We start from the raw sequence: 26,059 nt of genomic DNA on the forward strand, positions 1-26,059 counted from the left end.
CTTATCCTCTTAATTTATTAAATATACTTACATCAACAGAACGGGTATTTCTATACAGCATAGCAATAATTGCCAGACCTACCGCTACTTCCGCAGCAGCAACCACCATAATGAAGAAAACTAAAAGTTGTCCGTCGCCATTACCTTTGTATGCAGAAAACGCAGCCAGTAAAAGGTTTACAGAATTCAGCATAAGCTCTACACAACCCAAAATAACAATCGCGTTTTTTCTCAGCAATACTCCCAAAACTCCCAAACAGAACAGTACTGATGAAAGTATGATGAAATAATTCAGAGGGACGCTTTGTATAAATGTATTTACTTCTCCCATAATTTTATAGATCTTTTTTACCGATTAATACCGCACCTACAATACCTGCCAAAATAAGGATGGATGCAAGCTCAAACGGCAAAACATATTCATTAAACAAAAGTCTTCCCAGATTTTTCGTCAAACCAACTCCGTTGTCTACATTTTCAACAACGATCTGGTTCTGCTGAACACCTCTGAAAACGCCTAAAACTCCAATTAACAAAAGTCCTGCTGTAAAAACTCCGGCAAATTTTAAAGTATTGCCCTTCTTACTTTCGTCTTGTTTATTAAGATTAAGCATCATCAGAATGTAAAGGAACAATACCATGATCGCTCCGGCATACACAATAATCTGGATAATCGCAAGGAACTGTGCATTCAGAAGGATGTACATGCCCGCAATAGAGAACATTGTAACAATTAATGACAAAACAGCGTACAGAGGATTTCTTGCAAAAACGAAGTAAACCGCACTTGCCACCGCTAAAAACGCCACCAAGAAAAATAAAAACTGATCCATTATTTTACCGCATTTTTTTGTTTCTCGGATTGTCTTTCTGTGATGTCAATCCTTTCATTTATTTTTTCTACTAATTTATCTTTTCCGTAAATGAAAGAACCTCTGTTGGTTTCCACGTCCACCAATCTGTCGGTAAGATAGATCGCAGATTTCGGACAGGCTTCTTCACACATACCGCAGAAAATACATCTCAGCATATTGATTTCATATACCGATGCATATTTTTCTTCTCTGTAAAGATGCTTTTCTTCCTTAGTTCTCTCTGCAGCAGTCATGGTAATTGCTTCTGCAGGACATGCCACCGCACAAAGTCCGCAAGCCGTACATCTTTCTCTGCCTTCCTCGTCTCTTTTCAAAACGTGCTGACCTCTCCAGATTTCTGCTCTCGGTTTCTGTACTTCCGGATACGAATATACTGCGGGAGCCCCTTTCAATACGGTTCTTACAGCATGCTTAAATGTAATCCCCATTCCTGTAAAAATCGCAGGTAAGTAGATTTTTTCAGCAAGGGTCATTTCTTTATTAGAAACAACTTTTGATCTGTTCGTAAGTTTCATTTAATTATAGATGTTAGATGTTAGACATTAGATTTTAGACGAATCTTGCCTGTTATCTTAATTTTTAATATTCTATTCATACACAAACCTTATAGGTTTTTAAAACCTATAAGGTTTAGATACATTAATTAATTTCCAAATGCTAAAATTACAGCACCTGTAATTAATAAGTTGACCAATGCCATTGGAATCAGAGTTTTCCATCCTAAGTGCATTAATTGGTCATATCTGAATCTCGGAAGTGTCCATCTGATCCACATAAAGATCAGAATTCCGATGATGGTTTTAATTAAAAACGCCACAATACTCAAAATTCCGGCTGTATTTTCTCCCCAGTTCTGAGTAACCCATTCAATTCCGGGATAATTGTAACCTCCGAAGAATAAAACAACCATGAAAGCATTCGAAATAAACATATTCACGTATTCACCGAACATGTACAATCCTAATTTCATGGAAGAATACTCCGTAGAATATCCTGTTACCAATTCAGATTCACACTCTGGTAAATCGAAAGGGTGTCTGTTGGTTTCTGCCAAAGCTGCTACAATAAATACTAAGAAAGCAATCGGCTGGTAGAAAATATTCCAGTTAAGACCCGAAACCCAAGGAATGAATCCCCACAGTTTTCCGTTTGTCTGGCTTTCCGTAATTTCTTTTAAATCTAAACTTCCTGTCATCATAATGATGGAAAGCAAAGCCAAACCCATTGCCAATTCATAAGAAATCATCTGAGAAGAAGCACGGATCGCTCCCAATAATGAATATTTGTTGTTGGAAGCCCAACCTCCGATCATAATTCCGTAAACTCCGATGGAAGCCATTCCGATGATGAAAAGTACACCGACATCAATGTTTGCCACCTGAAGATCGTAAGAAGTACCTGCAATATTTAAACTTTTACCCCAAGGAATAACAGCTCCTGTGATTAACGAAATAAACATCACTAAAGCCGGACCCAGTACGAAAAGGAATTTTTCTGCATTGGCAGGGGTAAAATCTTCTTTAAAGAAAAACTTTCCACCGTCGGCTAAAGGCTGAAGCAATCCGAAAGGTCCTGATCTGTTGGGACCAATTCTGTCCTGCATGATAGAAGCTACTTTTCTTTCTGCCCAGGTAGAGTAGGCTGCAATCGTTAACGAAAGCAGGAAAAGCGCAAATACAAGTATAAGTTTAAATGTAAGTAAATCCATTTTTTATTTTAAATGTTTTGAAGATGGGAGCTGGGAGCTGGAAGTTTATCACATCGTGGCATCAACCCTTCATCACATTACCAATTTATTTTATTTTTTAACGATTTTAAAGTTAAAAGCAGAAGCGGAATATTTTACGGTTATAAACCTCCATCTTCCATCTTCAGACATCCAACTTCTTATTTTTCGTCTTTTTCACTGATTTCCTTTGCCATCGGATTATCTAAAACTCTTAGTTCATCTTTAGGCTTTTCATAGTGGTTCAATGAAATTACTGAGTGTCTGTCGATGTGTCTCGGACCTTCAATATTCCAGTCAGAAAGCTCTTTTCTATCGAAACGGCAGGTGTCGCAGATAAATTCTTCAACTTCTCCCCACTGGTCTTTTCTTGCGGTAACTCTCACGATTTCATCACCTTTCATCCAGACTACGGCTTTTCCGGAACATTTATCACATTTGCAGGTAGCATTCATCGGTTTTGTAAACCATACTCTGCTTGAAAAACGGGCTGTTCTGTCGGTTAATGCTCCAACCGGACAAACGTCGATGACGTTTCCGATGAAATCATTATCCAAAGCTTTATTTAAGTAGGTTGAAATTTCAGCGTGATCCCCTCTGAATAAAATTCCGTGTTCTCTTTCTCCGGTTAACTGGTTTGCAGCGAGTACACATCTTGCACAAAGAATACAACGGTTCATATTCAGTTTGATGTGCGGACCCAAATCGTCTGCTTCATATGTATTTCTTTCGAACTCCGTTCTGGTTTCAAGATTTCCGTGTTCATACCCTAAATCCTGAAGATGACATTCTCCAGCCTGATCGCAGATAGGGCAGTCTAACGGATGGTTTACCAAAAGGAATTCCGTAACTGCTTTTCTTCCTTCCTGAGCTTTTTCAGAAGTAAGATTTTTTACTTCCATCCCATCCATAACGTTGGTTCTGCAGCTTGCCACCAATTTCGGCATAGGACGCGGATCTGCTTCAGATCCTTTGGAAACTTCCACAAGGCAGGTTCTGCATCTTCCGCCGCTGGTTTCCAGTTTGCTGTAGTAGCACATTGCAGGAGGTACAGATTTTCCGCCGATTTGTCTTGCAGCTTCCAGAATAGAAGTACCCGGCAAAACTTCAGTAGTCTGTCCGTCTATCGTTATTTTGAATTTTTTAACCTCTTCGCTCATATTCTATGCTTTTCGCTTAATAATTAAGCTCTATAAATTTTTAAATCTCTCTAAATTAAAATTATAAGTTTCTGTAAGAAGATAATCAATATGAATTTTAAATTCTTTAATATGATTGTCAAAATCTGGATAAGTTTGAATAATATGTTTAACCAGATTTTTATACTTACTTTCCTTATCTATCTGTTCACTTTTAGTTTCTTTCTTGAATGATTCAAAATCAATATAATCGAATTCAATTAGATCTTTACTCTGAAGTTTTAAAAATTGACAAAGCCAATCTTCAAAGGCTTTAGGACAAAGTGCAAAAATAAACTGATATTTTGTTTTATCCTTATAAATCTTGAAACTATTTCCTTCTTTAATTTTCTCGAAGCTTTTTAAATTAGGATTAAGCAATAAATCTTTTCTATCCTCATCTACAATTCCGATAAGAAATTCTCCTTTTACTCTCTCAAAAGCTTTTATAACTTCATTTTTATTTTTTTCTTTTCGAATGCGTTTTTCATTTTGTAATAACTTTCCGAAAAAATATTTATCTGCAAAACATTCAACAGCAACAACCCTTTCCATGATTAATTATTTTCCCAAAGACTGTCGAAGTTGAAAAATACGTTCATCCCATATTCATAAACATCATCATTAGTTTCTTTATCTAATTTTTTGACTTCTGTTTTTCCGTCAACATTATTAACAAGATAAATCTGTAAGTTGTTTCTGCTTTCCTCGTCTCTCAAAAACTCCTGTATTATAAAATCACTGTGAGTAACCATGAAAAACTGGTTATTGTTTTCATTGTACTTTACTTCATTAGTAAATTCTAAAATATAAGGTTCAAAACAATGAGCTTCTGGTTCTTCAAATAATAAAACTGAATCTTGATTGCTCATAATTGCAGTTTTGTAAAAAATTAACCTTTGAAGAGTGTCTGCAATCATATTATAAGAAAGAGAGAATACTGTTCCATCCTCATATTCTTTAAATATTTTTAAATTATTTGAACCTCTTTCAATTAATAATTTTAAATTATTTACAGATAAAAATTGATTAACAAAATTTCTTATTTCAGGATTACTTGAAATTACTGTACTAATATTTTCGCCAAAAGGAGAAATTAGAAAATTAGAAAATTTTATTATATTATTTTCTATTTTAAAAAAGTACTTTCTAATTTTCAAATCCCTTTTTACAAGGTCTGGAACAGTAGATGTCTCTTGATGTCCCATAGTCGAAAATTCTTTTAATTTAGTTTTCTCAATAGAGTTATTTTCTAAATGAATTTTTAATCTGTCGTTATTAAAATTGTAAAATGAAAAAATTTTTTCTTTGTTTAACTTTATTTGTGAACTTTTGCTATAGTCTCCTTCAAAAAAAAGATCACTTAAGTTCTCATATCTTACAAAATTTTTAAGGTTCTGTGGATTTAAAAGACTAAAAAATAAATCAAATATTCCCACAGCCTCCAAAATATTACTCTTTCCGGCATTCGGCTTTCCTGCAAAAATATTTATTTTCTTGCAACCGTCTATTTTTAAATCTTTAATTGATTTAAAATTGGAAATTTCAATATTTTGAATGTGTTGATTCACTATTAATTATACTTTTTTGTATTAAATGTATACCCGATTCCGGCGAGAACCTGTCCGAAAACAAAATCCTGTCTGGCTTTATCCGGTTTATTATTTAATGTCGTTTTAATGTCCCACATATTGATGTACCCGGCTTTTACTTCTGCTCTCAGCATCCAGTTTTTCCAGAATACAAGGTTAAGACTGGATCTTAAATCGGTTCCCATTCCGGCAACGTGAAAACGGTCGCTTCTCTCGTTACCAAAAAGTTTTACATTACTTTTCGGAAACATAAACCCGATTCCGGCTCCGTAAGACCATACCAGATCGATGTTTTTTTTATGAACCAGATTTTTATATTTTTCAAGCCCGACATTTTCATAATTTAATCCGTCTGTATGCTCAAAAGTAAGGAACTTTTCATCAGCAAGATTTACCTGCCCGTTCTGTACCATCGCTGCATATTTCGGATCTGAAATATTTCCTGAAAACCCAACCGTCTGATCCTGGTTCATTACATATTTCATGTGATCAATTCCTAAAACCAAAGCTAAATTATCTTTAATAAAATAACCAAGTCTGAAATTATATTGGGTCACTGTAAACCAACTTGGATCGAAATAAACAATTCCGAATTTCGTTGGTCTGTCTTTCGCAGAGACATTATTTAACTGAAAATCATAACCGTTTCCCGAGAAATGAATGTCAGAATTGCTGTAAGCCGCTCTGTTCCATCCGTAGAAAACGAAAACCTGACCTTTTTTGCTTAAGGCTAAAGGTTTTTCTTTTTTTTCAGCTTTGTATGGAGTCGCCTCCAGTTTATATTCTTTTTCTTCTAATGTATCTTTTTTTACCTGTGCGAAAACAAAACCCGACATCATTAGACCTACTGCCAATATTTTTTTCATCTTAAGCATTCTTCTCAACTGCAGGAATCGGATCTGCATAATGTGCCAATCCGTAGTTCTGAGTCTGTGATAACTCAGGGTTTTTAATGTGCCATTCGAATTCATCTCTGAAGTGACGAATAGCCGCTGCAACAGGCCATGCTGCTGCATCACCTAACGGACAAATTGTGTTTCCTTCGATTTTTCTCTGAATGTCCCAAAGTAAATCGATGTCTTCCATTTTTCCTTCTCCTTTCTCGATTTTCTTTAAAATCTTGTACATCCATCCCGTTCCTTCACGGCAAGGCGTACATTGTCCGCAACTTTCGTGATTGTAAAATCTCGCTAAAGTCATGGTATGTTCTACGATACACTGATCTTCATCCAAAACAATGAATCCTCCTGAACCCATCATGGTTCCGGTAGCAAAACCACCATCAGCCAAAGATTCGTAGTTCATGTATCGAGGTTCTCCGTTTACGGTTTTTAATAATAAATTAGCCGGAACAATCGGAACAGAGCTTCCTCCCGGAATACAGGCTTTTAATCTTTTCCCGTCTTTAATTCCTCCGCAATATTCTTCAGAGTAAATGAATTCTTCAACCGTAATGGTCATGTCGATTTCATACACTCCGGGTTTGTTGATGTTTCCACAGGCAGAAATCAATTTTGTTCCTGTAGATCTTCCAACTCCTATTTTAGCATATTCAGCTCCTGTAATTTCAATGATCGGAACAACTGCTGCAATAGACTCAACGTTGTTTACTACCGTTGGTCTTTCCCAAAGTCCTTTTACAGCAGGGAATGGCGGTTTTAGTCTCGGATTCCCTCTTTTACCTTCAAGAGATTCAAGCAATGCGGTTTCTTCACCGCAGATGTATGCTCCACCTCCTCTCTGAACGTAAATTTCGCAATCGAAACCGGTTCCTAAAATATTTTTACCTAAAAATCCTGCTGCCTTCGCTTCTTCAATAGCTTCTTCCAGAATATCAGGAATCCATGAGTATTCTCCACGGATGTAGATATAGGAAACATTTGAACCTAAACAGTATGATGAAATAAGCATTCCTTCAATCAGTAAGTGAGGAAGAAACTCCATCAGATATCTGTCTTTGAACGTTCCCGGTTCAGATTCGTCGGCATTTACAACAAGGTGTCTCGGAACACCTTCCGGTTTTGCAAGGAAGCTCCATTTCATTCCTGTTGGGAATCCTGCTCCACCACGTCCACGAAGTCCTGAAGCTTTTACTTCTTCAAGAATTTCGTCAGGAGTCATTTTTAAGGCTTTTTCAGCAGCTTCATAACCTCCGTTTTTACGGTAGGTTTCAAAGTAGCGGATGCCTTCAATATGTGCGTTTTTAAGTAAAAGTTTTTTACTCATTGTTATTTGCTTCTTGCAATAGGCTTTTGGCTTCTTGCATTAATTATGATTAAACGTTAAGTGAATAATTTAAAATCTAAAATGTAGAATTTAAAATTTCTATTAGTCTAAAGCGATCTGTCCTTCTCTGCAAAGATCAAGGATCTCGTCTACTTTTTCTATCGTTAAATTTTCATGAAAAAATTTCCCTAACTGCATCATCGGAGCATATCCACAAGCTCCCAGACATTCAGCAGGTTTTAAAGTAAACATTCCGTCTTCCGTAGTCTGTCCGTCTTTAATGTTCAGTTTTGTACGGATATGGTCTAGGATTTTTTCACTTCCCGAAACCATACAAGGTCCGGTTCTGCAAACCTCCAGAACATATTTACCTACCGGCTTCATGTTGAACATGGTGTAGAAAGTAGCTACTTCATAAACTTCGATAGGTTTGATACTCAATAATTCTGCAACATAATCCATTACCGGAACGTCTAACCAGCCTCCGAATTCTTTCTGTGCCAAATGAAGTACAGGAATAAGGGCAGATTTTTGTCTTCCTTCAGGATATCTTGCGATAATTTTGTGTACCTGTGCTAAACTTTCCGGTTTAAAAGCTATTGTTTCGCTCATATTTAAAGATTTTAGATTTTAGATTTTAGATTTTAGATGAAAATCTTAGTTCTAAAAATCTTATCAATTTTGATATTAATTTATATTTAAAGAGTTTAGATTAATTTAAAATTTATAATCCAAAATCTATAATTTCTTTTATGCGTCCAATTCTCCCGCAATAATATTCATACTACACATCGTAACGATCGCATCTGAAATTACAGAACCTGTAATCATCTCAGGATATGCCTGATAGTAGATGAAACAAGGTCTTCTGAAATGCAGTCGGTAAGGGCTTCTTCCGCCATCACTCACAAGATAGAAACCTAATTCTCCGTTTCCGCCTTCTACTGCATGATATACTTCTCCTTTCGGTACATCTGTTTCTCCCATTACAATTTTGAAATGGTAAATCAGTGCTTCCATTTTCTTGTAGACATCTGCCTTTTCAGGAAGATAGAAATCCGGAACATCCGCGTGGAATGGTCCTTCAGGAAGGTTTTCGTATGCTTGTTTGATGATTTTGATAGATTCCCAGATTTCCTGCTGACGAACCATGAAACGGTCGTAGGTATCTCCGGAAGTTCCTACCGGAATGATGAAGTCGAAATCCTGGTAAGAAGAATAAGGCTGCGCAACTCTCACGTCATAATCCACACCGGTTGCACGTAAATTCGGACCTGTGAAACCATAGCTTAATGCTCTTTCTGCAGAAATAGATCCTGCTCCGATGGTTCTGTCCATAAAGATTCTGTTTCTTTCTAATAATGTACAGAATTCTTTGAATCTTGGCGGGAACGTTTTAAGGAAATCCTTTAATAACTCATGGAATTTTGGAGTGAAATCTCTTTCAAAACCTCCGATTCTTCCCATATTGGTCGTCATTCTCGCACCGCAGATCTGCTCATACATATCATAGATACGTTCTCTTTCGATGAACATATAGGTAAGACCGGTAATTGCTCCGGAGTCCATTCCTGTTACACCGTTACAGATCAGGTGATCTCCGATTCTCGCAAGCTCCATTAAAATAACACGCATATAGTCTACACGTTTTGGAACTTCAACGCCGATCAGTTTTTCAACCGTCATGTGCCAACCTAAATTGTTAATCGGCGCAGAACAGTAATTCATACGGTCGGTAAGGGTAGTGATCTGAGAGTAGTTCCTTCTTTCAGAAATTTTCTCAAATGCTCTGTGGATATATCCCACAGTCTGCTCTGCATGAAGGATTCTTTCTCCGTCCATCGTTAAGATATTCTGGAAAATACCGTGCGTTGCAGGGTGGGTAGGTCCTAAATTGAGGGTGTATAACTGTCCGTCAATCTGTTCCTTACTTTCGTATTGGTTGAGTATATTAGATAATGAGTTATCTTTCATAATGATTGCTTTTAGCTATTTGCTTCTGGCTATTGGCTCGCTGCCATTGGTGCCATTCGCTTTTTTATCTTCCGAACATGCTGTCGTTCTTGTCTGTTCTTGTTCCGTCTTCCAGACGATATTCTTTCAGCATCGGGTGGTAACCAAGATCTTCCATATTTAAAATAGGTCTAAGATCCGGATGTCCTTTAAATTTGATTCCGTAGAAATCATACGTTTCTCTTTCCATCCAGTTGGCTCCTGCATATAATTCCACTAAAGAATCTACTTCGATGTTTTCTCTGGACATGAATATTTTCAGACGTAATCTGAAGTTCGTCATCATATTGTGCAGGTGATAAACCACGCCGATTTCCTTTTCCGGAAACTCAGGATAATGGATTCCGCATACATCGGTAAGGAAATTGATTTCCAGTGATGAATCTTTCAGATAGTGAACGATTTTTTTCAGATCTTCCTTCTTTACTTCAATCGTCAACATGCCATAAGGCTCTGAACTTGCAATAACAGACTCCGGAAATTCTCTTGTAATTGCTTCTAATACAAATTCGTTTGTCATTTCCGTTAGTTGCTAATATTGTAAGAATCTAATAATTTCTGATATTCAGGCATATCTCTTCTTCTGATGCTTTCGCTTTCCGCCAAAGCCTGAACCTGCATTACGCCTTCAATAATCTGTTCCGGTCTCGGAGGACATCCCGGAACGTAAACGTCTACCGGAATAATTTTGTCAATACCCTGTAAAACAGAATATGTATCAAAAATACCACCGCTGGAAGCGCAGGCTCCAACTGCAACTACCCATTTCGGTTCTGCCATCTGCGTGTACACTTCTTTCAGGACAGGTCCCAATTTTTTGGATATTGTTCCGCAAACCATCAACATATCTGCCTGTCTTGGAGAGAAAGAGTTTCTTTCCATACCAAATCGGGAAGCATCGTATGTTGGATTCAGCGTAGCCATAAACTCAATACCGCAACAAGAGGTTGCAAATGGTAACGGCCAAAGAGAAAATTTTCTCGCCATCCCGATTACACTGCTCAGTTTCGTTGCGAAAAACCCTTCTCCTTCAAATCCTTCCGGAGCAGGTGCATCTGTTCTTATTACTGGTTTGTTATCTGACATTTTAGTAGATTTTAGATTTTAAATTTTAGATTCTAAATTATTGTTAATATAAACTTTAATCGAAAATCGCCATCTAAAATTTGTAATTTAAAATTTATAATTTCTTATTTATCCCAATCTAAAGCGCCTCTTTTCCAAACATAGAAAAATGCCATGAAAAAGATTGCCACGAATGTAAGAACGGCAAGGAATCCTTCCATTCCGAATTCTCTGAAGTTTACCGCGTACGGATAAAAAAATACGATTTCAATATCGAATAATACGAATAATACCGCCGTCAAAAAGTACTTAATGGAAAACGGTGTTCTTGCATTTCCTTCTACCGGGACTCCACACTCCCAGCTTTGGTTTTTCACAGAATTTCCTTTTTTCTGTTTTGGACCTAAAAAATGCGCTCCAAGCAAAGAAATGGCTACGAAACCGATCGCAACACCTGCTTGTATAAGGATTGGAATATAACTTTCAGGTAAATTCATTTTTGCATTATTATCTCAATTTGCAAATTTAGCGAATAAACAAGAAAGCATGAAATTTATGAGGTTAAAAGTGGCTCCAAAATAGGCAAAACAGGTAATTTAGAATCATTAAAAATAACAATTATTTTTTCATTTTTCTGATGAGAGAATACGCCATAAAGGAAATATAGGCAAAAAGGAGACTTGCGTAGATAATATTCACCGCCGTATTGGTTCTGTCGTCCGCCAACTGGAAAAATAAATTGTATGCAATGAATCCGGCAATTAAAATTCCGAAAATGATGAGTTGTGGCTTCATATTTTAAAACTTACAATAAGTCTACTTTTTGATGATGAAAAATTATTTAATTTCCAGAGCGTAGGTTCTCCTTCTTTTATGGTTAACGGGATTGTAATCCTGCCAAAGAAGCTGAATGCTTTTGTTCTCTTCCAGTTCAGGATTGGTTTCCAGATATTTCACTCCTTTTTTATTGAAGATATCCCAGATTTCTTTAAAAATAATGGACGTTACACCACGTCTCTGATAATCGGGATGAATACCGATCAGGTAAAAATTAGCCCTGTCGTTTTTCTTTCCTGCCTGTAAAAAATGCCACCATCCGAAAGGAAGCAGTTTTCCTTTGGATTTTTGCAAAGCTTTTGAATAGGAGGGCATTGTAATGGCAAAAGAAACCAGATTGTTATTTTCATCTGCGATACACACGATGAAATCTTTATCGATTAAAGGGAAATATTTCTCTTTGTAGGTTTTTCGCTGTTCATCTGAAATAGGAGTGTAGGTAGAAAGGTGCTTGTACGTTTCATCCAGCAGATCAAACATCGCATCCACATACTGCAGAATTTCTTCTTTAGATTTAAATCTTAGAACTTTCAGATGATATTTCTGGGAAATCAGTTCATTGAATTTGTAAATTTTCTCAGGAAGGGAATCAGGAAACATGATTTCAAATTCCACCCATTCCTTTTCTTTGGTTAAACCCAGTTTTTCCAGATGTTGAGGATAATACGCATGATTGTAAATTCCGATCATCGTTGCCAGTTTATCGAAGCCTAAAGTCAGCATTCCGGCTTTATCAAGGTTGGTGAAACCCATCGGTCCTTCAATCTTTCCGATATTTTTTTCTTTGGCGTACTCAACTGCCTTTCCGATGAGTGCCTGAGAAACTTTTTCATCATCAATAAAATCAATCCAGCCAAAGCGTACTTTCTTTATCCCTAGTTCGCGTTCTTCCTTATGATTGATCATTAAGGCAATTCTTCCGACGATTTTATTATTCTGATAGGCAAGAAACTGTTTGGCTTCAGAGTATTGCAGTGCCGGATTTTCCTTCGTACTCCATATTTTAATCTCATCATTAATAAGAGCCGGAACGTAATACGGATTGTTTTTGTACAGATCCATGGGAAATCTTACGAATTGCTTTAGCTGATCGCTGTTTTTTACCTCAATAACTGAAATTTCTGACATGATTCTTTCGTGAAATTATGGAACAAATATAGCTAAATTAATACAATACTTTGGCACAGTTTTTACATCATATGGGATGAAAAGTATATTATAAAAGATTACAGAGATGAATGGTTATTATTTGATTATTATTGTTTCGATGGCGGTAAGCTGGTTTGTTTCATGGAGGCTGAAATCGAAATTCGAAGAATATTCTAAAGTCTATCTTAGAAACGGACTTTCAGGAAAAGAAATTGCGGAAAAAATGCTGAGAGACAACGGAATTAATGACGTACAGGTAATGTCGGTTCCGGGACAGTTAACAGATCATTATAATCCCGAAAATAAAACAGTTAACCTATCCGAAGCGGTGTATATGCAGAGGAACGCAGCAGCAGCGGCTGTTGCAGCTCATGAATGCGGTCATGCCGTTCAGCATAAAGTAGGATATTCTATGTTACAGCTTCGTTCTAAATTGGTTCCGGTGGTAAGCATAAGTTCCAACCTGATGCAGTTTGTCATTATGGGAGGGCTTGTTATCATGGCATTAAGCGGAAGTAAACTTGTTCTTACAATAGGAGTGATTATGTTTGCTTTTACAACGCTTTTCGCATTTGTGACGCTTCCGGTGGAATATGATGCAAGCAACAGAGCGATGAAATGGCTTCGTGATACAGGCACGGTAACAACGGAAGAGTATGTAGGCGTAAAAGACAGTCTGAAATGGGCAGCAAGAACATATGTGGTGGCTGCAATCGGATCTTTGGTACAGCTTCTTTATTTTGCTTCCTTATTAATGGGCGGAAGAAGGGATTAATCTTCAAATGTAAACGAAACATATTGCATCTCGGATAGTTTGTCCGAGATGTTTTTTTGTGCAATAAATGATGTTCTATATTCAATTGAAATTAATATTTTTATGAAATAATCAGGAAACATCAATGCGCGATAATTATGAATTAGAAAAGCAAACCAACTATTTAATCAAGGGTATTAATTTTTTATGGTTTTTAACTAAAGTAGGGAGCTATAAAACTTGGATTACAGAAAGAGTATATCCTGTAATCCCTCCAATAAGCAGTTTAGAAAACATTCCTGCTTTTGTCCATCAGTTTTTATTCGGAGCTTCTTTGTCTGCATTATTACTTGTTGTATGTATTAAACCCAAAAGATGGGTGCTTATTTTTTTATTTTTATCCGAAATAATGAGCTGTTTGTTAGATACGGTGAGATGGCAGCCTTGGGAATATATGTATCTGTGTTTTTTACTCCTGATTATTATTAATTTCTACAAGCGAGAAAATATTTTGATTTTAGGTCATTTATTTTTAGTGTCGGTCTATATTTTCAGTGGTCTTCATAAATTCAGTCGCAGTTTCCTTTCTTTGGTATGGCTCAATATGTTTTTAAGGGATTTTCTTGGCTTGTCGATGGATTTTATTTTAAAGTATAAGCTTTTTTTTGTGGGCTTATTCATTCCTTTTGTAGAAGTTCTTTTAGCATTACTATTATTGTTTTCAAAGTCAAAGAGAGTGATTAGTTATCTATTAATGGGTATGCACTTAAGCATTCTTATTTTTATAGGACCATTCGGGCTGAAATATAATTCAATAGTCTGGCTCTGGAATTTTGCCATGATATTTATTTTAGGCATTATCTATTCAAAACCCATGGAAGGTCTTAATAAGAAAACCATTGCCACAAATGCATTGTTTTTGGTACTGTGGTTTGTACTGCCTGTTTTTAGTTTCTGGGGGAGTTGGTATCAGTATTTTTCATTTAATTTATATTCCGGAAAAGGCTATCAAATGAATATCTGTATTTCACAAAATGTAAAAGAATTAAAACCGTATTTTGAAGCTGAACCCAATAATTTTTGTAAAGGAAGTCGGTATATAAATTTACAGGAGTGGGCGTTTAAAGAAATAAAATCGGCACCGATTCCGGAAATTGAAATTCAACGGAAGATCGCAGTTTATTTGAAGAAAAAATATCAGAAAAAGAATATTCAAATTATACTTTATAACATGGAAGAAAATAAAATGATAAAACTTTGATCTTAATTGATCTGAGTATGATATAATAACATTACAAAAATATCAATACGAATTGCCTTTACCTAAACTTATCATCAATTTCAGTTGAAGCCATTTTTTGATTTGCAATCTTTACGTGAATTCATTTTAATTGAGCACTTTATATTCCACAAATTGCATATTGATTAAGGATTCCAAAATTTCATCTTTGTGTCTTAATTTTATTTTTGCTGAAATTATTGCTCTTTCCTGTGCATCAAAATTGATGATTTTCGCATCATACTTCGACAGCAAAGTGAAAATAATATTCTGCTGATTAAAATTAAACTGAATCTCAACAGTCGTTTCCAGTTCTTTTGTAATGATATTTGCTTCTTCCAGTGTAATTTTTGCCGATTCTTTATAGGCTTTTACCAAACCGGAAACCCCCAGTTTTGTTCCTCCGTAGTAACGGACAGAAATAACCAGAACATTCGTAATTTCATTTGCTAATAACTGGTTGTAAATCGGAAGTCCGGCACTTCCCGAAGGTTCTCCGTCGTCATTTGCGCGGTAATTTTCTCCGTTAAGTCCCATTCTGAAAGCATAACAATGATGCGTTGCCTTCGGATGTTCTGCACGAATCTTTTCCAAAGCGTGTTTCAGTTCTTCCTCGTTGTTCACCGGGAATGCAAAACCCAGAAATTTGCTTCCCTTTTCTTTTAACAAAGTATTTTCTACTGCAGATTCTATCGTCTTAAAATTGAACATATATAATGAGGAAAAATATTTTTTCGAATGTTAGAATAATTGTTCAAAGGTAAAATATTTTTAAGAAAAAGTCCCGGAAACGGACAATAAAAAAGAGAACCGTTACAGTTCTCTTTAATCCGTTAACAAGGAAAGCTTCCTTCCAGCCAAGGCGGAGGACAACTCATACTCGAAGGGGTTTTACAGCATCTTTGCAGGTTTGCAGGATAATAAGAACAGCAAACCGGTGCTATTCCGCCAACAAGATCTTTAAGTTCTTTTCTGGGTAGCTTTTTTAGATTTTTCATATAGTTTGAATTAGTTGTGGAGATGATTAAAATTTCTGATCAGCATTAAACCGGCTCTCCTGGATTTCCGGGACCATTATTACTGGTACATTTTGTGCCGATCGGAAGACAATAATATCTCTGACGCGGGATGCAGCATTTGTAATATCCTGTTATGCAGTTTTGATCACAGGTTTCGATTCCTCCCAGAACGCTTTTCAGTTCATGTTTTGATAATTTTCTTAAATTTTTCATGATGATGATTTTTAGTTCATCATAAAGCTACATAATTAATTTCAAACTACGGTGAAAAATTATAAAATATTTATTATGTTAAATTTTTGACTGTTAAATGTTTAAATGATTTCTGAAAGGAAAAAATCAACGCGGTTATCTCTGATAATTTCAGTTTTGAAAGGATTTGACTGGTCAAAAACAGGAGCTTTGGTTCCGTTTTCCAAAAGTAGATTTTCGTTAGTAATTATCACAGTTTCGTCCCAGAGATTGGCATCTATAAACTGCTGTAAAGTGAATTTTCCACCCTCGATAATCACAGACTGAATCTGCTCTTTATAAAGAGCTTCCATAAGATTCTGAAGGAAATTGTCCTTTTCGGTTTTAATAAAATGAACATGATCTGCAATTTCTTCTTTTACAGAATTAATCACGATTGTTTTCGCTTCTTCGTTGTAAATTTTAAAATTCTGAGGAACTTTCAGATCAAAATCAATTAAAATTCTCACAGGATTAACGCCTTCCACATTTCTTACCGTTAAACTTGGATCGTCATTCAGTGCGGTCTGTGTTCCGACTAAAATAGCGTGTTCATCTGCTCTCAACTGATGCACAAACTGATTCACCAGAGAATTTGAAACAGCGGTTGGTTTAAAGTCTTTATCCAGAAATCCGTCTCCGGACTGAGCCCATTTCAGAATAATGTAAGGTCTTTTCTTTTCGTGGTAAGTGAAAAATCTTTTATTAAGATCAATACATTCTTTCTCCAGAACGCCTGAAACTACTTCAATTCCTGCATCCTGAATGATTTTTTTTCCTTTTCCGTTCACTTTGTCATGAGAATCCATCGCCCCAACAACCACTTTTTTAAAGCCTAATTCTTTGATTTTTAAAGCACAGGGCGGCGTTTTTCCGTAATGTGCACAAGGTTCTAATGTAACGTAAATAGTAGATTCGGGGATTAAAGATGGGTCTTCAACAGAATTAATGGCGTTAATTTCCGCATGAGGTTCTCCTGCTTTCTGATGATAACCTTCGCCGATAATTGTACCGTTGTGAACAATCACACTTCCCACCAAAGGATTCGGATAGGTTTTTCCGATGGCTTTCTGAGCCAGTTCGATGGCTCTTTTAATATAAAATTCGTCCTGCATACTGAATGAAAAAAGCGAAGTCAAATTGCTTTGCTCCGCTTCCTAATATTTTAAATAGTTTTATTCTCCCGCAATAATGCTGTGAAGATTTTGTTTTAAAGTTTCCAGATGAGCTTTTTTCTCGTCGATAGAATTATAAGTATCTCTCAACATAGGATTCTCTCTCGAAGGGTTTTTAAAGAAAGCGAGATTGTTTTCCAGCTTTACGATTTCAGCTTCAAGATCAGAAATCTGGCTCTTGATTTTTCTTGCTTTGTCCGTAAGCTGATTTTCAGATAATCCTTCTTCTTTAAGTTCCAGCTCGTTGATTTTATTTAATTTCAGTTTTTCTCTCAACGTTTTGTTGAATTCTGTGTTGATGGAGATTTTATCTCTCGGTACTTTTCCGATGTTGTTCCATGCGGTTTTAATGGCTTCAATTCTTTCGATGCTTCCATCTTCGTTCCCGATTGTTTTTAACTCGTCAAGAATTGCTTTTTTGTGTTTGTAATTTTCCTTCCAGTTATCCGTAGAAGCATTGCTCTTTTCACGGTAATTGTTGAAGAATGCATTACACGCATCACGAAATTCGTCCCAGATTTTATTCGTCATGCTTTTCGGAACGTGACCGATTTTTTTCCAGTCTTCCTGAAGTTTTTTGAACAAAGGAACAGCAATGTCCCATTCTTCGTTATTCTTGTTGTCTTTCGCAGTCTGGATCAGTTTTAATTTTTCTTCCAGATTTGCCTGCTGAGAGCCTTTTAACGATTTATAATAGGTGTTTTTTGTTGTATTGAATCCTCTAAGAATTGTTTTAAATTCATTCCAGTTCTGGTTAGAAAGCTTTCTCGGAACGCTCCCTGTTTTCAGAAATTCCGAACGAAGTTCTTCCACTCTGCGGATAGCATTCTGCCAGTAATTATGGTTAGGATTTTCACCGGGCTCAGAAAGTTTCTTGATTTCAGCGATGATCTGATTTTTCTTTTCCAGATTTTCGTTCTGCTCTGTTTCAATGGCGGCAGAAAGTTCAGATTTTCTTTCGTGGATTTTGTTGGAAATTTCTTTGAATTCTTCCCATGTTTTCTCACGGAATTCTTCTGCAACCGGTTCAGCTTCTTCCTTCCATAATTTGTGAAGATATTGCAGTTCATTCAGCGCTTTCTGAATCACAGGCTCATGTTCAAGCTGTTTTGCACGCTCAATGATGTGTTGTCTTTTTTCAAGATTGTGGCTGTATTCCTGCTCCAGAAATTCTTTATTCAGATCAAGCATCTGATAAAACTGGTTCAGATGATGAAAATAATTGTTGTTAAGAATCTTGAATTCAGATTTCGCAACCTGTCCCGCTTTAGACCATTCTTCTTTAATCTCTCTTATCGATTTAAAAAGATTGGTTCCCGGTTCGGAATTCGTATACAGATTTTTAAGCCTTTCGATGATGGTTTGGCGGTGCTCCAGATTTTTCTTCTGTTCTTCTTCCTGCCCCTTTTGGTAAGCATCATGCTTTTCTCTGAAAATATTCACCAAAGCAGAGAATTTCGCCTGAGAAGGATGCTCATAACTAAAATTTTCAGGAGCATTTCCCGCTTCGGCATATTCATGCTTTTTATCTTCCACTTCATCATGGATGTAATGACTTGCTTTTTCTTTGAGCTGATTGAATTTTTTGAAATCTTCACCTGCATTGGGTGCATTGATGATTTTTTCCATTTCCTTCAGGGCATCGGCAAGAGAAATTTCTACTTCTTCGTGCTCTTCTTCATGTTCCGTTTCCTCATGATGAGTGCTTTCATCCTGAGACTCTACAGGTTCTGATGTTTTTTCCTGAGGGACTTCGTTAGAATTTTTGTTTTCCTCGTTTTCAGAAAGGTTGTTTTCTGTAATCATAGCAAATCGTTTATGTGAGTGGCATTAAAATATCCTCTAAATATAGAGCTAAAAAGCTAAATATAGTACTAATTTATGTTATTTTTTTTGAAAATTCCAAATTTCCCAGGCTTTTTCTGCCTGTTGTTCCAGCATATAATATCCGTTCACTGTTTTGGCTCCTTTTTCAGAGGCATTGATGATGAATTTGGTATAGTTTGGGTTGTAAATTAAATCGATAATCAAATGGTCTTTTGAAAGACCTTCGAAAGGGAAATTCAGGCAGTCTTCCACATTCGGGAAAGTTCCTACCGGAGTACACTGGATAATGAGCTTATGATCCTGTACAAAGGCCGCATCTAAATTGTCATAATTAATTTCCGTGCTTCTGGAAACCGTAATCGATGGAATTCCGTGTTTGTCCAAAACATATTTTACCGCTTTTGCTGCACCTCCGTTTCCTAAAATGATGGCTGAATCATGGTGGGGTTTTTTGTGAAGCAGCAAAGTCTTTTCGAACCCGAAAGCATCCGTGTTATAGCCTCTTTTCTTCCCGTTTTCAATCAGTACACAGTTTACGGCTCCGATGTTTTTCGCTTCATCGCTCAGTTCGTCCAGATAATCGATGATTTTTTCCTTGTAGGGAATCGTTACGTTAAAGCCCAGTAATTCCGGAGCAGAAAAGACATCTTCTACTTCATCAATTTCATTTAAATCAAAAATGTTGTAAGAATAATCTTTCAACATCAGTTTCTGGAATTTGTCTTCAAAGTATTTTTTCGAGAAAGAGTAGGAAATGTTTTTCCCGATCAAGCCTAATTTTTTGTTGGAATCCATAAGATAAAATTATAAAAAAAGACCGGAAAAAACCGGTCTTTGAGATAAATATTTTTTTTGTTTTATTCTACGATGAATTTCGCTGAGGAAGAATCTGTTTTCAGAATGTAAGTTCCTTTGGACAAACCTTTCAGGTTAATTCTGTTAGAAGTTTTAAAAGGATTTTCAATCGTTTCGATCAGCTTTCCGGATAGATCATAAATCTGAGCTTTCGAAATTTTATTCAGATTTTCTCCTTTTACAAACAATTCATTGTTTTTTACAGGATTAGGATAGATGGTAAACTGAGATTTATCTTTTGAAACTTCCGCAGTTGCCAATGAAGTGAAGCAGGTCCAGCTTAAATCATCAATAGAAATTCTTTTTCCTGTTTCAGAATTGATTATTTTAATAACCACATTGTTAGGAACATTGATGTTGCTGATTGTAGTAGTGGTAGCTGAAGTAGTAAAAGGAATAGTTCCTGCATTAGTTCCGTTAATCTGTAAAGTCAGATTACCTGCAGAGTCAGAAAACGGTATTTTCGTAGTTACTGTTAAGCTTCCGATTCCGCCTGAAATTGTAGAGCTTGTCAGGTTACCATTCTTAATAGTAATAGCTCTGCTGTTAATTGTCTGATCGGTTCTTGCGTCTGTGGCTGTCCATGTAATGCTATTGCTCGTCCATGTTTGCGTTGTATAGTTTGAAGCCGCCGCCGGAATATTAGAGAAATCCTCTGTTCCGCAGCTTCCGCCCGGCTGTCCTCCTGCAAGAGTTGTTCCTGAAGCGGTGTTACTCGCCGGAGAAGCATTTCCTGCTGCATCTTTAGCAATCACATAAAAATTATAGGTAGTAGAAGGATTCAGCCCGGAAACCGTAGCCGTTGTTCCGGAAACCGTAGCATATAAAACGCCGTCTTTATAAATTTCATATCCTACAACACCGATGTTATCTGTAGAAGCCGTCCAGCTTAAAGAAATGGTGTTGGAAGTAGGGTTGTTGGTCGCCAAATTAGTTGGAGCAGTCGGAGCCTGTGTATCGGCAACCGGAGTTCCCCAGATCTGAGCAACGTATTCAGGATGATCGATGTATGGATTTCTGTTTCCCTGATAAGTATAAGAAGCGTTGTTTCTTGCAATTTCGGTAGCAGAAACAGGATCTGCGATATGCCATGCCAATAACTGGTTCAGTTCCCAGGTCTGTAATCCCGGAAATGCGGAACCTCCCAACATATTTCCTGTTCCGAAACCTGAAAGCTGAGTTTCATATCTTGTTACGAAATATAAAACCATTCTCGCGATATCTCCTTTAAAAGCATCAACAGGCTCAAAAACCGTCCCCGAATATCCCGGAGAAACAGAAGTTCCCAGTTTTGATCCGTTTTGAGAAGTGAAAGAAGCCGATCCTACTTTTCCGAAAGGAAAGTTTGATCTCATTCCGTTTACTTTTCCGTCGGTCGGTCTGATGAAATGAATATCTGAAACCATCGGAGCATTGCTGTTGAATAAACTTTGAGGAACGATATGCTCTCTGTTGTAGCAGTCGCCTTCGCTGTTATAATTTCCGCACTGCGCTCCCGGATAGCTGTATGAGTAAGGATCTGTTCCGTTAGGATTCTCGGAATACATGTCTAAAACCGTATTGTCGTTTTCCAGTCCCGGAATTCCTGCAATATTATCGCGATCCGTTGTTGCATAACCACTATATAGTGCACTATATCCATTGTCAACGTGACCGTTAGTAATAATCTGTTTCAGTTTGGTTTTTAAAGCAGCTCCGGAAAGACCTGCAGTTCCGTCGTAATATCCCGTAGGAATCTGAGCAAAGGTACTTATCAAGACAAAGCTCAATAAAAAAGAGAATAATTTACGTTTCATTTTTAAAAATTGGGACGCAAAGATACGAAAAAATGAAAGCTTATGTATTAATTTTTAGTAATATAATCTTTGCTGATCTTGGAAAATGCCCATGAAATTCCAAAGCCGAATAAGGATGCGGTAACCGCAACAGTGATGTAATTTTTACCCACTATTTTCACCGGAAAAGGTAAGGTTTCGTTGGCTTTAAAGAACTCTGTGAACTGCTGGAAATAGCAAAGTCCGGTTCCTATAAGTAAGCCTGAAATAATTCCTAGAACGACAATTAAAACTCCGGTATAAAAGTAAACCTGTCTTAAATGACTTAACGGAAAACCTAACGAAATAAGGGATTTTGCCTGTTCTTTTTTATCCAGTTGAAGAATGATGATGGCTCCTGCTAAATTGAAGGTGGTAATAAAGATTACCAAAGCAAAAATTAAATAAATAAAAAGCTTCTCGGTATTGATCATTTTCCAGAATGCCGCATTTTCTTCCTCTTTGGTTTTTACATCAATGTTTTTTCCAAGGGAAGAAATAAGCTGTTGCTTTACGGAGTCTGTATTTTCAGGATTCTTTAATTTGATAACGATTTGATAAGCCGAATGTTTAGGAAGATTTAAAAGCTCTTCAGTCAATTCAACAGGAGCAATAATATAATTGTCCAGTTGGTCTTTTCCAGCAAAAACTCCGGAGACGAGGATATCTTTCTTGTTGTAAATATCTTCTTCTTTATTAATGATTCCGGTTCCCGGTTTCGGCATAAAGATCGTTGCATAATCTGAACTGGACGGTACAGGAATCGAAAGTCTGTTATCCAGAGAGTTTTCCATTAAAACTTCGTTGGAATACTTAAAGCTGGGATAAGCGCCGTAAAAAACATCCTTATTGATGGGGTTCACTTTTGTGTAGGCAGAATCTACCCCTCTTAAATAAGCAATATCGCCTTTTCCGTTATAGCTAATATATACCTTTTCTTCAATAACTCTCGAAAAGTTACTGATCTCTTTATTGTTTTTGAGAACGGAATTAATTTTATCGAAATCTTTCAGTGTTTTTCCGGAAGAACTTTTAATCGTAAGATCGGCATGAAGATTTGAAATCAATTCTTTATTGAGGTCTTCAAGCCCCGAAAAAACGGAGATAATAACGAACATTGCAGTTACGGCAACCGTCATCGCCCCAACCGCCAACCACGTAATAAACGTAACGGCAGTACTTCCTTTTTTAGACAAAAGGTATCGGGAAGCGATATAAAATGCAATGTTTTTCAAGGGTTACAGAATAGGGTTTTCACCTTCACCTCTCAATTCACGTTCCAGTTTTTCAACGTCGTCCAGAGAAGTGTCTAAGTAGAAATTAAGATTAGGGATTACACGAACCTGCTTCGCCATTTTCTGACCGATGAAGTTTCTGTATTGTGCTTTATTTTCTTCAATTTCCTTCATCACGGCTTTGCGGTGCTCCTGCGGAAATATGCTTAAATAAATTTTGGCAATACCCAGATCCGCCGTTACTTTTACATCCGAAACCGTTACCAGAATGCTTTGTTTGCTTTCTGAAGCCTGTTTGCGGAAAAGTTCTGCGAAATCTTCCTGTATAATCTGTGCTACTTTTCTTTGTCTGTTACTTTCCATAATTTCTGCAAATTTAGTACTTTTGTTTGAATTGATACTTTGAAATTTGTTCGCTGTATCAAATTTACGACTTAATTTATTTAAATATTTATGAAATTGGAACATATCGGCATTGCCGTAAAATCTTTAGGCGTATCTGATGAACTTTTTGCAAAGCTTTTAGGAAAGGAATCTTACAAACAGGAATCTGTAGAAAGGGAAGGGGTAGTTACTTCTTTTTATGCTGCCGGAGAAAGCAAAATTGAACTTTTGGAGGCGAGTAAAGAGGATAGTCCGATCTCAAAGTTTATTGAAAAAAAAGGAGAAGGCATCCATCATCTGGCTTTTGGCGTGGAAAATATTCTTGAGGAAGTGCAAAGACTGAAAAAAGAAGGTTTTGAATTTATCTCGGAAGAGCCGAAAGAAGGTGCTGATAATAAATTAGTTGTCTTCCTTCATCCCAAATCCACGAACGGCGTACTGGTAGAACTTTGCCAAGAAAAGCAATAAAAAATTTTGTAGTGAAAGAAATTTTACTATTTTTGCAAACACAAAATTTAACCAAGTTTTGAGGTCCTATAGCTCAGTTGGTTAGAGCACCTGACTCATAATCAGGTGGTCCCTGGTTCGAGCCCAGGTGGGACCACTTTTTAAATCAAGCACTTACAGAAATGTAGGTGCTTTTTTGTTTTGTTGGGTGAAACATAGGTGAAACATTTCATATTTTTGAAAAATGAATCTATTCCTCAAACCTTTAGAAGAATTCTTTACAAAACCAAACATAGAAATACTTAAGGAGCAGTTCTTTGCTGATTTTCTTAACGAGATAGGTGGTGTCCCAGGGAACTGTCTTTTTCTTGAAGATGGAGTTTGGGAAAATGATAGATTTTTTTCACTGAAAAATCATATTCTAATTAAGTATGAAGAATTTTATAATCATACAAAATCTGAATTAGATACTATTATGATTTCCATTTCTACTAATGATAAACATACGTTTACAAGTTATATTGAAAATACTTTAAAATATATTTTAAACAATTATCAGGACTTTCTTAAAGATTATCCTGAAATAAAAAGTAATTTTCAACAAATCAAAAATTACTTATGGAGTAAATACAGACTTCAAATATATCTACAAAGAGAAAAATTTAAGATAGATAGTATTTTCAAATATAAAGGAAACTTACCTAATCTTAAAAAATTATATAGCTTATCAATAGATGAATCTTTGATTTTTGATACAGAGGAAGTAAGTGAAGAAACATTTATAGAAGTATTTACAAAAGAAAATCCATCTTCATTCTTATCTTTTAATTGCACAACAAGTTTGATGGTGGGTTATTTAGAAACAATTTCTAAACTCTTTAAAAACCTGAATAAAAAGACAGTAGTTCAAAGTAAAAGATTTATAGCAAGTCAGGGAAAACCAATAAGCTCTGGAAATTATGATACAAATAAAACTAGATTTTTAAAAAGAAAAAATGAACAAAAATCCTTAGAAATAATTTTGAAATATATTGATAGTCTGAATATAAAGGTTAAATAATCTTACACTTTTCTTACGCACTCCTTACAGCCTCTTACACTTTAGTATTGAGGTTTTTTTCTTGGATTTACCTTTGTCACAACAGAAATTTAAAGCAATGAAAAACATTGAAAAAGAAATTTTGAGTTTCAAAGAATCCATTGAATTTATGGATGTCAGCAAGTCATTCTTGTATAAATTGACATCAGAAGGCAGAATTAACTTCTTCAAACCTAATAATGGTAAAATCTACTTTAGAAAAGAAGATTTGGAGAACTGGATGATGCAGAATGAGATGAAATCTGTTGAAAGTTTAGAAAAGCATTTATTAACCAAAAATTTTAAATCTAATGGAAAGACAAACTAAAACACCATTAATTCCTAACAAAGTTTATAAGAATTTACCACTTATCCTTAGAGATGTTACTAGAGATTTTTCAGGCAGGGAGAAGGATATGCTCCTTACATCATCTTTAGGAGTGTTAAGCAGTTTATTACCTCATATCTATGGATATTATGACTCTGATATAGTTTATCCTAATTTACAAACTTTTATAACTGCACCTATTGCATCAGGTAATGGAGTTATAATGAAAGCTAGAAGTTTAGTAGATATTACTAATGAAGCTATCATCTCTGTATCTACCTCAGATTATGAATTTGAAATGAAACGTTATAGTAAAATGGTCACACCCTGTTTTGATTTAAAGATTTTACCTGTAAATATTAATAGCAAAGATTTTTACAGCTTTATGGCCAGAACTGATGGAGGATTGTTGATTATAGAGTCAGAAGCAGATATAATTAAATTTATGATGGATAATTTCTCACATATTCTGAAGAAAAGTTTTCACCATGAACCAATATCATTTAAGGAAGAAGATTTTTATATGAATATTGAAAAACCTAAACTTTCACTTGTATTAAGTACTACTCAGGAACAGTATAAATCTATAATGAATTCTGCTGGAAATGATTTAGCATCAATGTTTCTTACTTATTCTTTTGATGAGGTTACTAAGTTTAAAGATGTTTTTGCCAATAAAGATAAAAATAAAAGAGGTGTATTTGAGTATTATTCAGAAATGTTAGAAGACAAGTATTCTTTTTCTAGATATGGAGACAAATTGGAATTTGAGTTGACAGAGCGTCAAAAAAGAATTTTTCATCAGCATTTTCAAGATAAGCAAACTTATATACTGAATAAAGAATCTTTAAACTTTACTTCTAATAACAATAGATTAGCCTTAATTTTTTTTAAATTATTGAATATCCGTAATTTCACCTAAATTTAGTAAATTTGCGTATAGTCAATTGTTTAAGATGAATATATTTAGTT

General features: G+C 35.9%; 31 protein-coding genes and 1 tRNA gene. 7 read left to right on the forward strand and 25 right to left on the reverse strand.

Annotation, left to right across the window (positions count from 1 at the left end; all coding sequences use genetic code 11):
• Nucleotide 1 precedes the first annotated feature (1 nt).
• From nuoK to B0E34_RS00450, 16 genes are all read right to left on the reverse strand, one after another.
• Entirely contained in the window at nt 2–331 is a 330-nt protein-coding gene (gene nuoK, locus B0E34_RS00380; RefSeq protein WP_034703571.1) for an NADH-quinone oxidoreductase subunit NuoK, read from the reverse strand.
• A 4-nt stretch (nt 332–335) separates the two neighbouring features.
• Nucleotides 336–833, reverse strand: a complete 498-nt coding sequence (locus B0E34_RS00385) for an NADH-quinone oxidoreductase subunit J family protein (RefSeq protein WP_076393029.1) — start codon at nt 831–833, stop codon at nt 336–338.
• The gene (locus tag B0E34_RS00390; RefSeq protein WP_027380121.1) at nt 833–1,390 is read right to left on the reverse strand and encodes a NuoI/complex I 23 kDa subunit family protein; all 558 of its coding nucleotides are present in this window, start codon (nt 1,388–1,390) and stop codon (nt 833–835) included. Before B0E34_RS00390 ends, B0E34_RS00385 begins: the two co-directional genes overlap by 1 nt.
• A gap of 128 nt (nt 1,391–1,518) precedes the next feature.
• Entirely contained in the window at nt 1,519–2,583 is a 1,065-nt protein-coding gene (gene nuoH, locus B0E34_RS00395) for an NADH-quinone oxidoreductase subunit NuoH (protein WP_087705823.1), read from the reverse strand.
• Nucleotides 2,584–2,762: 179 nt separating this feature from the next.
• On the reverse strand, nt 2,763–3,761 hold the full coding sequence (locus B0E34_RS00400) for an NADH-quinone oxidoreductase subunit G (protein ID WP_087705825.1): 999 nt from the start codon (nt 3,759–3,761) through the stop codon (nt 2,763–2,765).
• A gap of 30 nt (nt 3,762–3,791) precedes the next feature.
• Complete coding sequence (locus B0E34_RS00405; RefSeq protein ID WP_087705827.1) at nt 3,792–4,334, reverse strand: hypothetical protein; 543 nt, start codon at nt 4,332–4,334, stop codon at nt 3,792–3,794.
• A 2-nt stretch (nt 4,335–4,336) separates the two neighbouring features.
• Nucleotides 4,337–5,350 (reverse strand): AAA family ATPase, encoded by a 1,014-nt coding sequence (locus tag B0E34_RS00410; protein ID WP_165762923.1) that lies wholly within the window; start codon nt 5,348–5,350, stop codon nt 4,337–4,339.
• A 2-nt stretch (nt 5,351–5,352) separates the two neighbouring features.
• A complete protein-coding gene (locus B0E34_RS00415; protein WP_087705861.1) occupies nt 5,353–6,237 on the reverse strand; it encodes a hypothetical protein in 885 nt (294 codons plus the stop codon).
• A 1-nt stretch (nt 6,238) separates the two neighbouring features.
• Nucleotides 6,239–7,597 (reverse strand): NADH-quinone oxidoreductase subunit NuoF, encoded by a 1,359-nt coding sequence (gene nuoF / locus B0E34_RS00420; RefSeq protein ID WP_076393023.1) that lies wholly within the window; start codon nt 7,595–7,597, stop codon nt 6,239–6,241.
• Nucleotides 7,598–7,699: 102 nt separating this feature from the next.
• Nucleotides 7,700–8,209, reverse strand: a complete 510-nt coding sequence (locus tag B0E34_RS00425) for an NADH-quinone oxidoreductase subunit NuoE family protein (RefSeq protein WP_076393021.1) — start codon at nt 8,207–8,209, stop codon at nt 7,700–7,702.
• Nucleotides 8,210–8,347: 138 nt separating this feature from the next.
• Nucleotides 8,348–9,571, reverse strand: coding sequence for an NADH dehydrogenase (quinone) subunit D (gene nuoD / locus B0E34_RS00430; protein ID WP_076393019.1), 1,224 nt, complete (start codon nt 9,569–9,571; stop codon nt 8,348–8,350).
• Between the two features lie 64 nt (nt 9,572–9,635).
• Entirely contained in the window at nt 9,636–10,130 is a 495-nt protein-coding gene (locus B0E34_RS00435) for an NADH-quinone oxidoreductase subunit C (protein ID WP_076393017.1), read from the reverse strand.
• Nucleotides 10,131–10,135: 5 nt separating this feature from the next.
• Nucleotides 10,136–10,696 carry an NADH-quinone oxidoreductase subunit B gene (locus B0E34_RS00440; RefSeq protein ID WP_047397471.1) on the reverse strand — a complete coding sequence of 187 codons (561 nt, stop codon included), beginning with the start codon at nt 10,694–10,696 and terminating at the stop codon, nt 10,136–10,138.
• 104 nt (nt 10,697–10,800) lie between these two features.
• The gene (locus tag B0E34_RS00445; protein ID WP_027380112.1) at nt 10,801–11,172 is read right to left on the reverse strand and encodes an NADH-quinone oxidoreductase subunit A; all 372 of its coding nucleotides are present in this window, start codon (nt 11,170–11,172) and stop codon (nt 10,801–10,803) included.
• 121 nt (nt 11,173–11,293) lie between these two features.
• The gene (locus B0E34_RS21190; RefSeq protein WP_165762924.1) at nt 11,294–11,470 is read right to left on the reverse strand and encodes a hypothetical protein; all 177 of its coding nucleotides are present in this window, start codon (nt 11,468–11,470) and stop codon (nt 11,294–11,296) included.
• Between the two features lie 42 nt (nt 11,471–11,512).
• Nucleotides 11,513–12,640, reverse strand: coding sequence for a GNAT family N-acetyltransferase (locus B0E34_RS00450; protein WP_087705831.1), 1,128 nt, complete (start codon nt 12,638–12,640; stop codon nt 11,513–11,515).
• 106 nt (nt 12,641–12,746) lie between these two features.
• Between B0E34_RS00450 and B0E34_RS00455 the strand changes: the two genes are divergently transcribed.
• Nucleotides 12,747–13,436: a zinc metallopeptidase gene (locus B0E34_RS00455; RefSeq protein WP_087705832.1), complete on the forward strand. Its 690-nt coding sequence runs from the start codon at nt 12,747–12,749 to the stop codon at nt 13,434–13,436.
• A gap of 124 nt (nt 13,437–13,560) precedes the next feature.
• A complete protein-coding gene (locus tag B0E34_RS00460; RefSeq protein WP_087705834.1) occupies nt 13,561–14,676 on the forward strand; it encodes a hypothetical protein in 1,116 nt (371 codons plus the stop codon).
• A gap of 126 nt (nt 14,677–14,802) precedes the next feature.
• Here the strand turns inward: B0E34_RS00460 and B0E34_RS00465 are convergent, their stop codons facing one another.
• The 9 genes from B0E34_RS00465 to rbfA form a co-directional block, all read right to left on the reverse strand.
• A complete protein-coding gene (locus B0E34_RS00465) occupies nt 14,803–15,405 on the reverse strand; it encodes an IMPACT family protein (RefSeq protein WP_087705836.1) in 603 nt (200 codons plus the stop codon).
• A 122-nt stretch (nt 15,406–15,527) separates the two neighbouring features.
• Nucleotides 15,528–15,692, reverse strand: coding sequence for a bacteriocin-like protein (locus tag B0E34_RS21195; protein ID WP_165762925.1), 165 nt, complete (start codon nt 15,690–15,692; stop codon nt 15,528–15,530).
• Nucleotides 15,693–15,737: 45 nt separating this feature from the next.
• Complete coding sequence (locus B0E34_RS00470; RefSeq protein ID WP_087705838.1) at nt 15,738–15,926, reverse strand: bacteriocin-like protein; 189 nt, start codon at nt 15,924–15,926, stop codon at nt 15,738–15,740.
• Between the two features lie 101 nt (nt 15,927–16,027).
• Entirely contained in the window at nt 16,028–17,059 is a 1,032-nt protein-coding gene (gene ribD / locus B0E34_RS00475; protein WP_087705840.1) for a bifunctional diaminohydroxyphosphoribosylaminopyrimidine deaminase/5-amino-6-(5-phosphoribosylamino)uracil reductase RibD, read from the reverse strand.
• Between the two features lie 60 nt (nt 17,060–17,119).
• Nucleotides 17,120–18,925, reverse strand: coding sequence for a DUF349 domain-containing protein (locus tag B0E34_RS00480; protein WP_087705841.1), 1,806 nt, complete (start codon nt 18,923–18,925; stop codon nt 17,120–17,122).
• Between the two features lie 78 nt (nt 18,926–19,003).
• Nucleotides 19,004–19,741, reverse strand: coding sequence for a shikimate dehydrogenase family protein (locus B0E34_RS00485; protein ID WP_087705843.1), 738 nt, complete (start codon nt 19,739–19,741; stop codon nt 19,004–19,006).
• A 62-nt stretch (nt 19,742–19,803) separates the two neighbouring features.
• Complete coding sequence (locus B0E34_RS00490) at nt 19,804–21,597, reverse strand: endonuclease (protein ID WP_087705845.1); 1,794 nt, start codon at nt 21,595–21,597, stop codon at nt 19,804–19,806.
• Between the two features lie 47 nt (nt 21,598–21,644).
• Nucleotides 21,645–22,850 (reverse strand): ABC transporter permease, encoded by a 1,206-nt coding sequence (locus tag B0E34_RS00495; RefSeq protein WP_087705847.1) that lies wholly within the window; start codon nt 22,848–22,850, stop codon nt 21,645–21,647.
• Between the two features lie 3 nt (nt 22,851–22,853).
• Nucleotides 22,854–23,213: a 30S ribosome-binding factor RbfA gene (rbfA, locus tag B0E34_RS00500; protein WP_087705863.1), complete on the reverse strand. Its 360-nt coding sequence runs from the start codon at nt 23,211–23,213 to the stop codon at nt 22,854–22,856.
• A 90-nt stretch (nt 23,214–23,303) separates the two neighbouring features.
• Here rbfA and mce point away from each other — a divergent pair, with 90 nt between their 5' ends.
• The 5 genes from mce to B0E34_RS00525 all read left to right on the forward strand — a co-directional run bounded on the left by mce (nt 23,304) and on the right by B0E34_RS00525 (nt 26,009).
• Complete coding sequence (mce, locus tag B0E34_RS00505) at nt 23,304–23,702, forward strand: methylmalonyl-CoA epimerase (RefSeq protein ID WP_087705849.1); 399 nt, start codon at nt 23,304–23,306, stop codon at nt 23,700–23,702.
• Nucleotides 23,703–23,764: 62 nt separating this feature from the next.
• Nucleotides 23,765–23,838: transfer RNA gene (locus tag B0E34_RS00510), tRNA-Ile, on the forward strand.
• Nucleotides 23,839–23,925: 87 nt separating this feature from the next.
• Nucleotides 23,926–24,741, forward strand: coding sequence for a hypothetical protein (locus tag B0E34_RS00515; protein WP_087705850.1), 816 nt, complete (start codon nt 23,926–23,928; stop codon nt 24,739–24,741).
• A 97-nt stretch (nt 24,742–24,838) separates the two neighbouring features.
• A complete protein-coding gene (locus B0E34_RS00520; protein WP_087705852.1) occupies nt 24,839–25,087 on the forward strand; it encodes a helix-turn-helix domain-containing protein in 249 nt (82 codons plus the stop codon).
• Entirely contained in the window at nt 25,071–26,009 is a 939-nt protein-coding gene (locus tag B0E34_RS00525; protein WP_087705854.1) for a DUF3987 domain-containing protein, read from the forward strand. The genes B0E34_RS00520 and B0E34_RS00525 overlap by 17 nt, the downstream gene beginning before the upstream one ends.
• Nucleotides 26,010–26,059: the final 50 nt, after the last annotated feature.

Source organism: Chryseobacterium mucoviscidosis (genome assembly GCF_002177115.1).
GTDB classification, from domain to species: Bacteria; Bacteroidota; Bacteroidia; order Flavobacteriales; family Weeksellaceae; genus Chryseobacterium; species Chryseobacterium mucoviscidosis.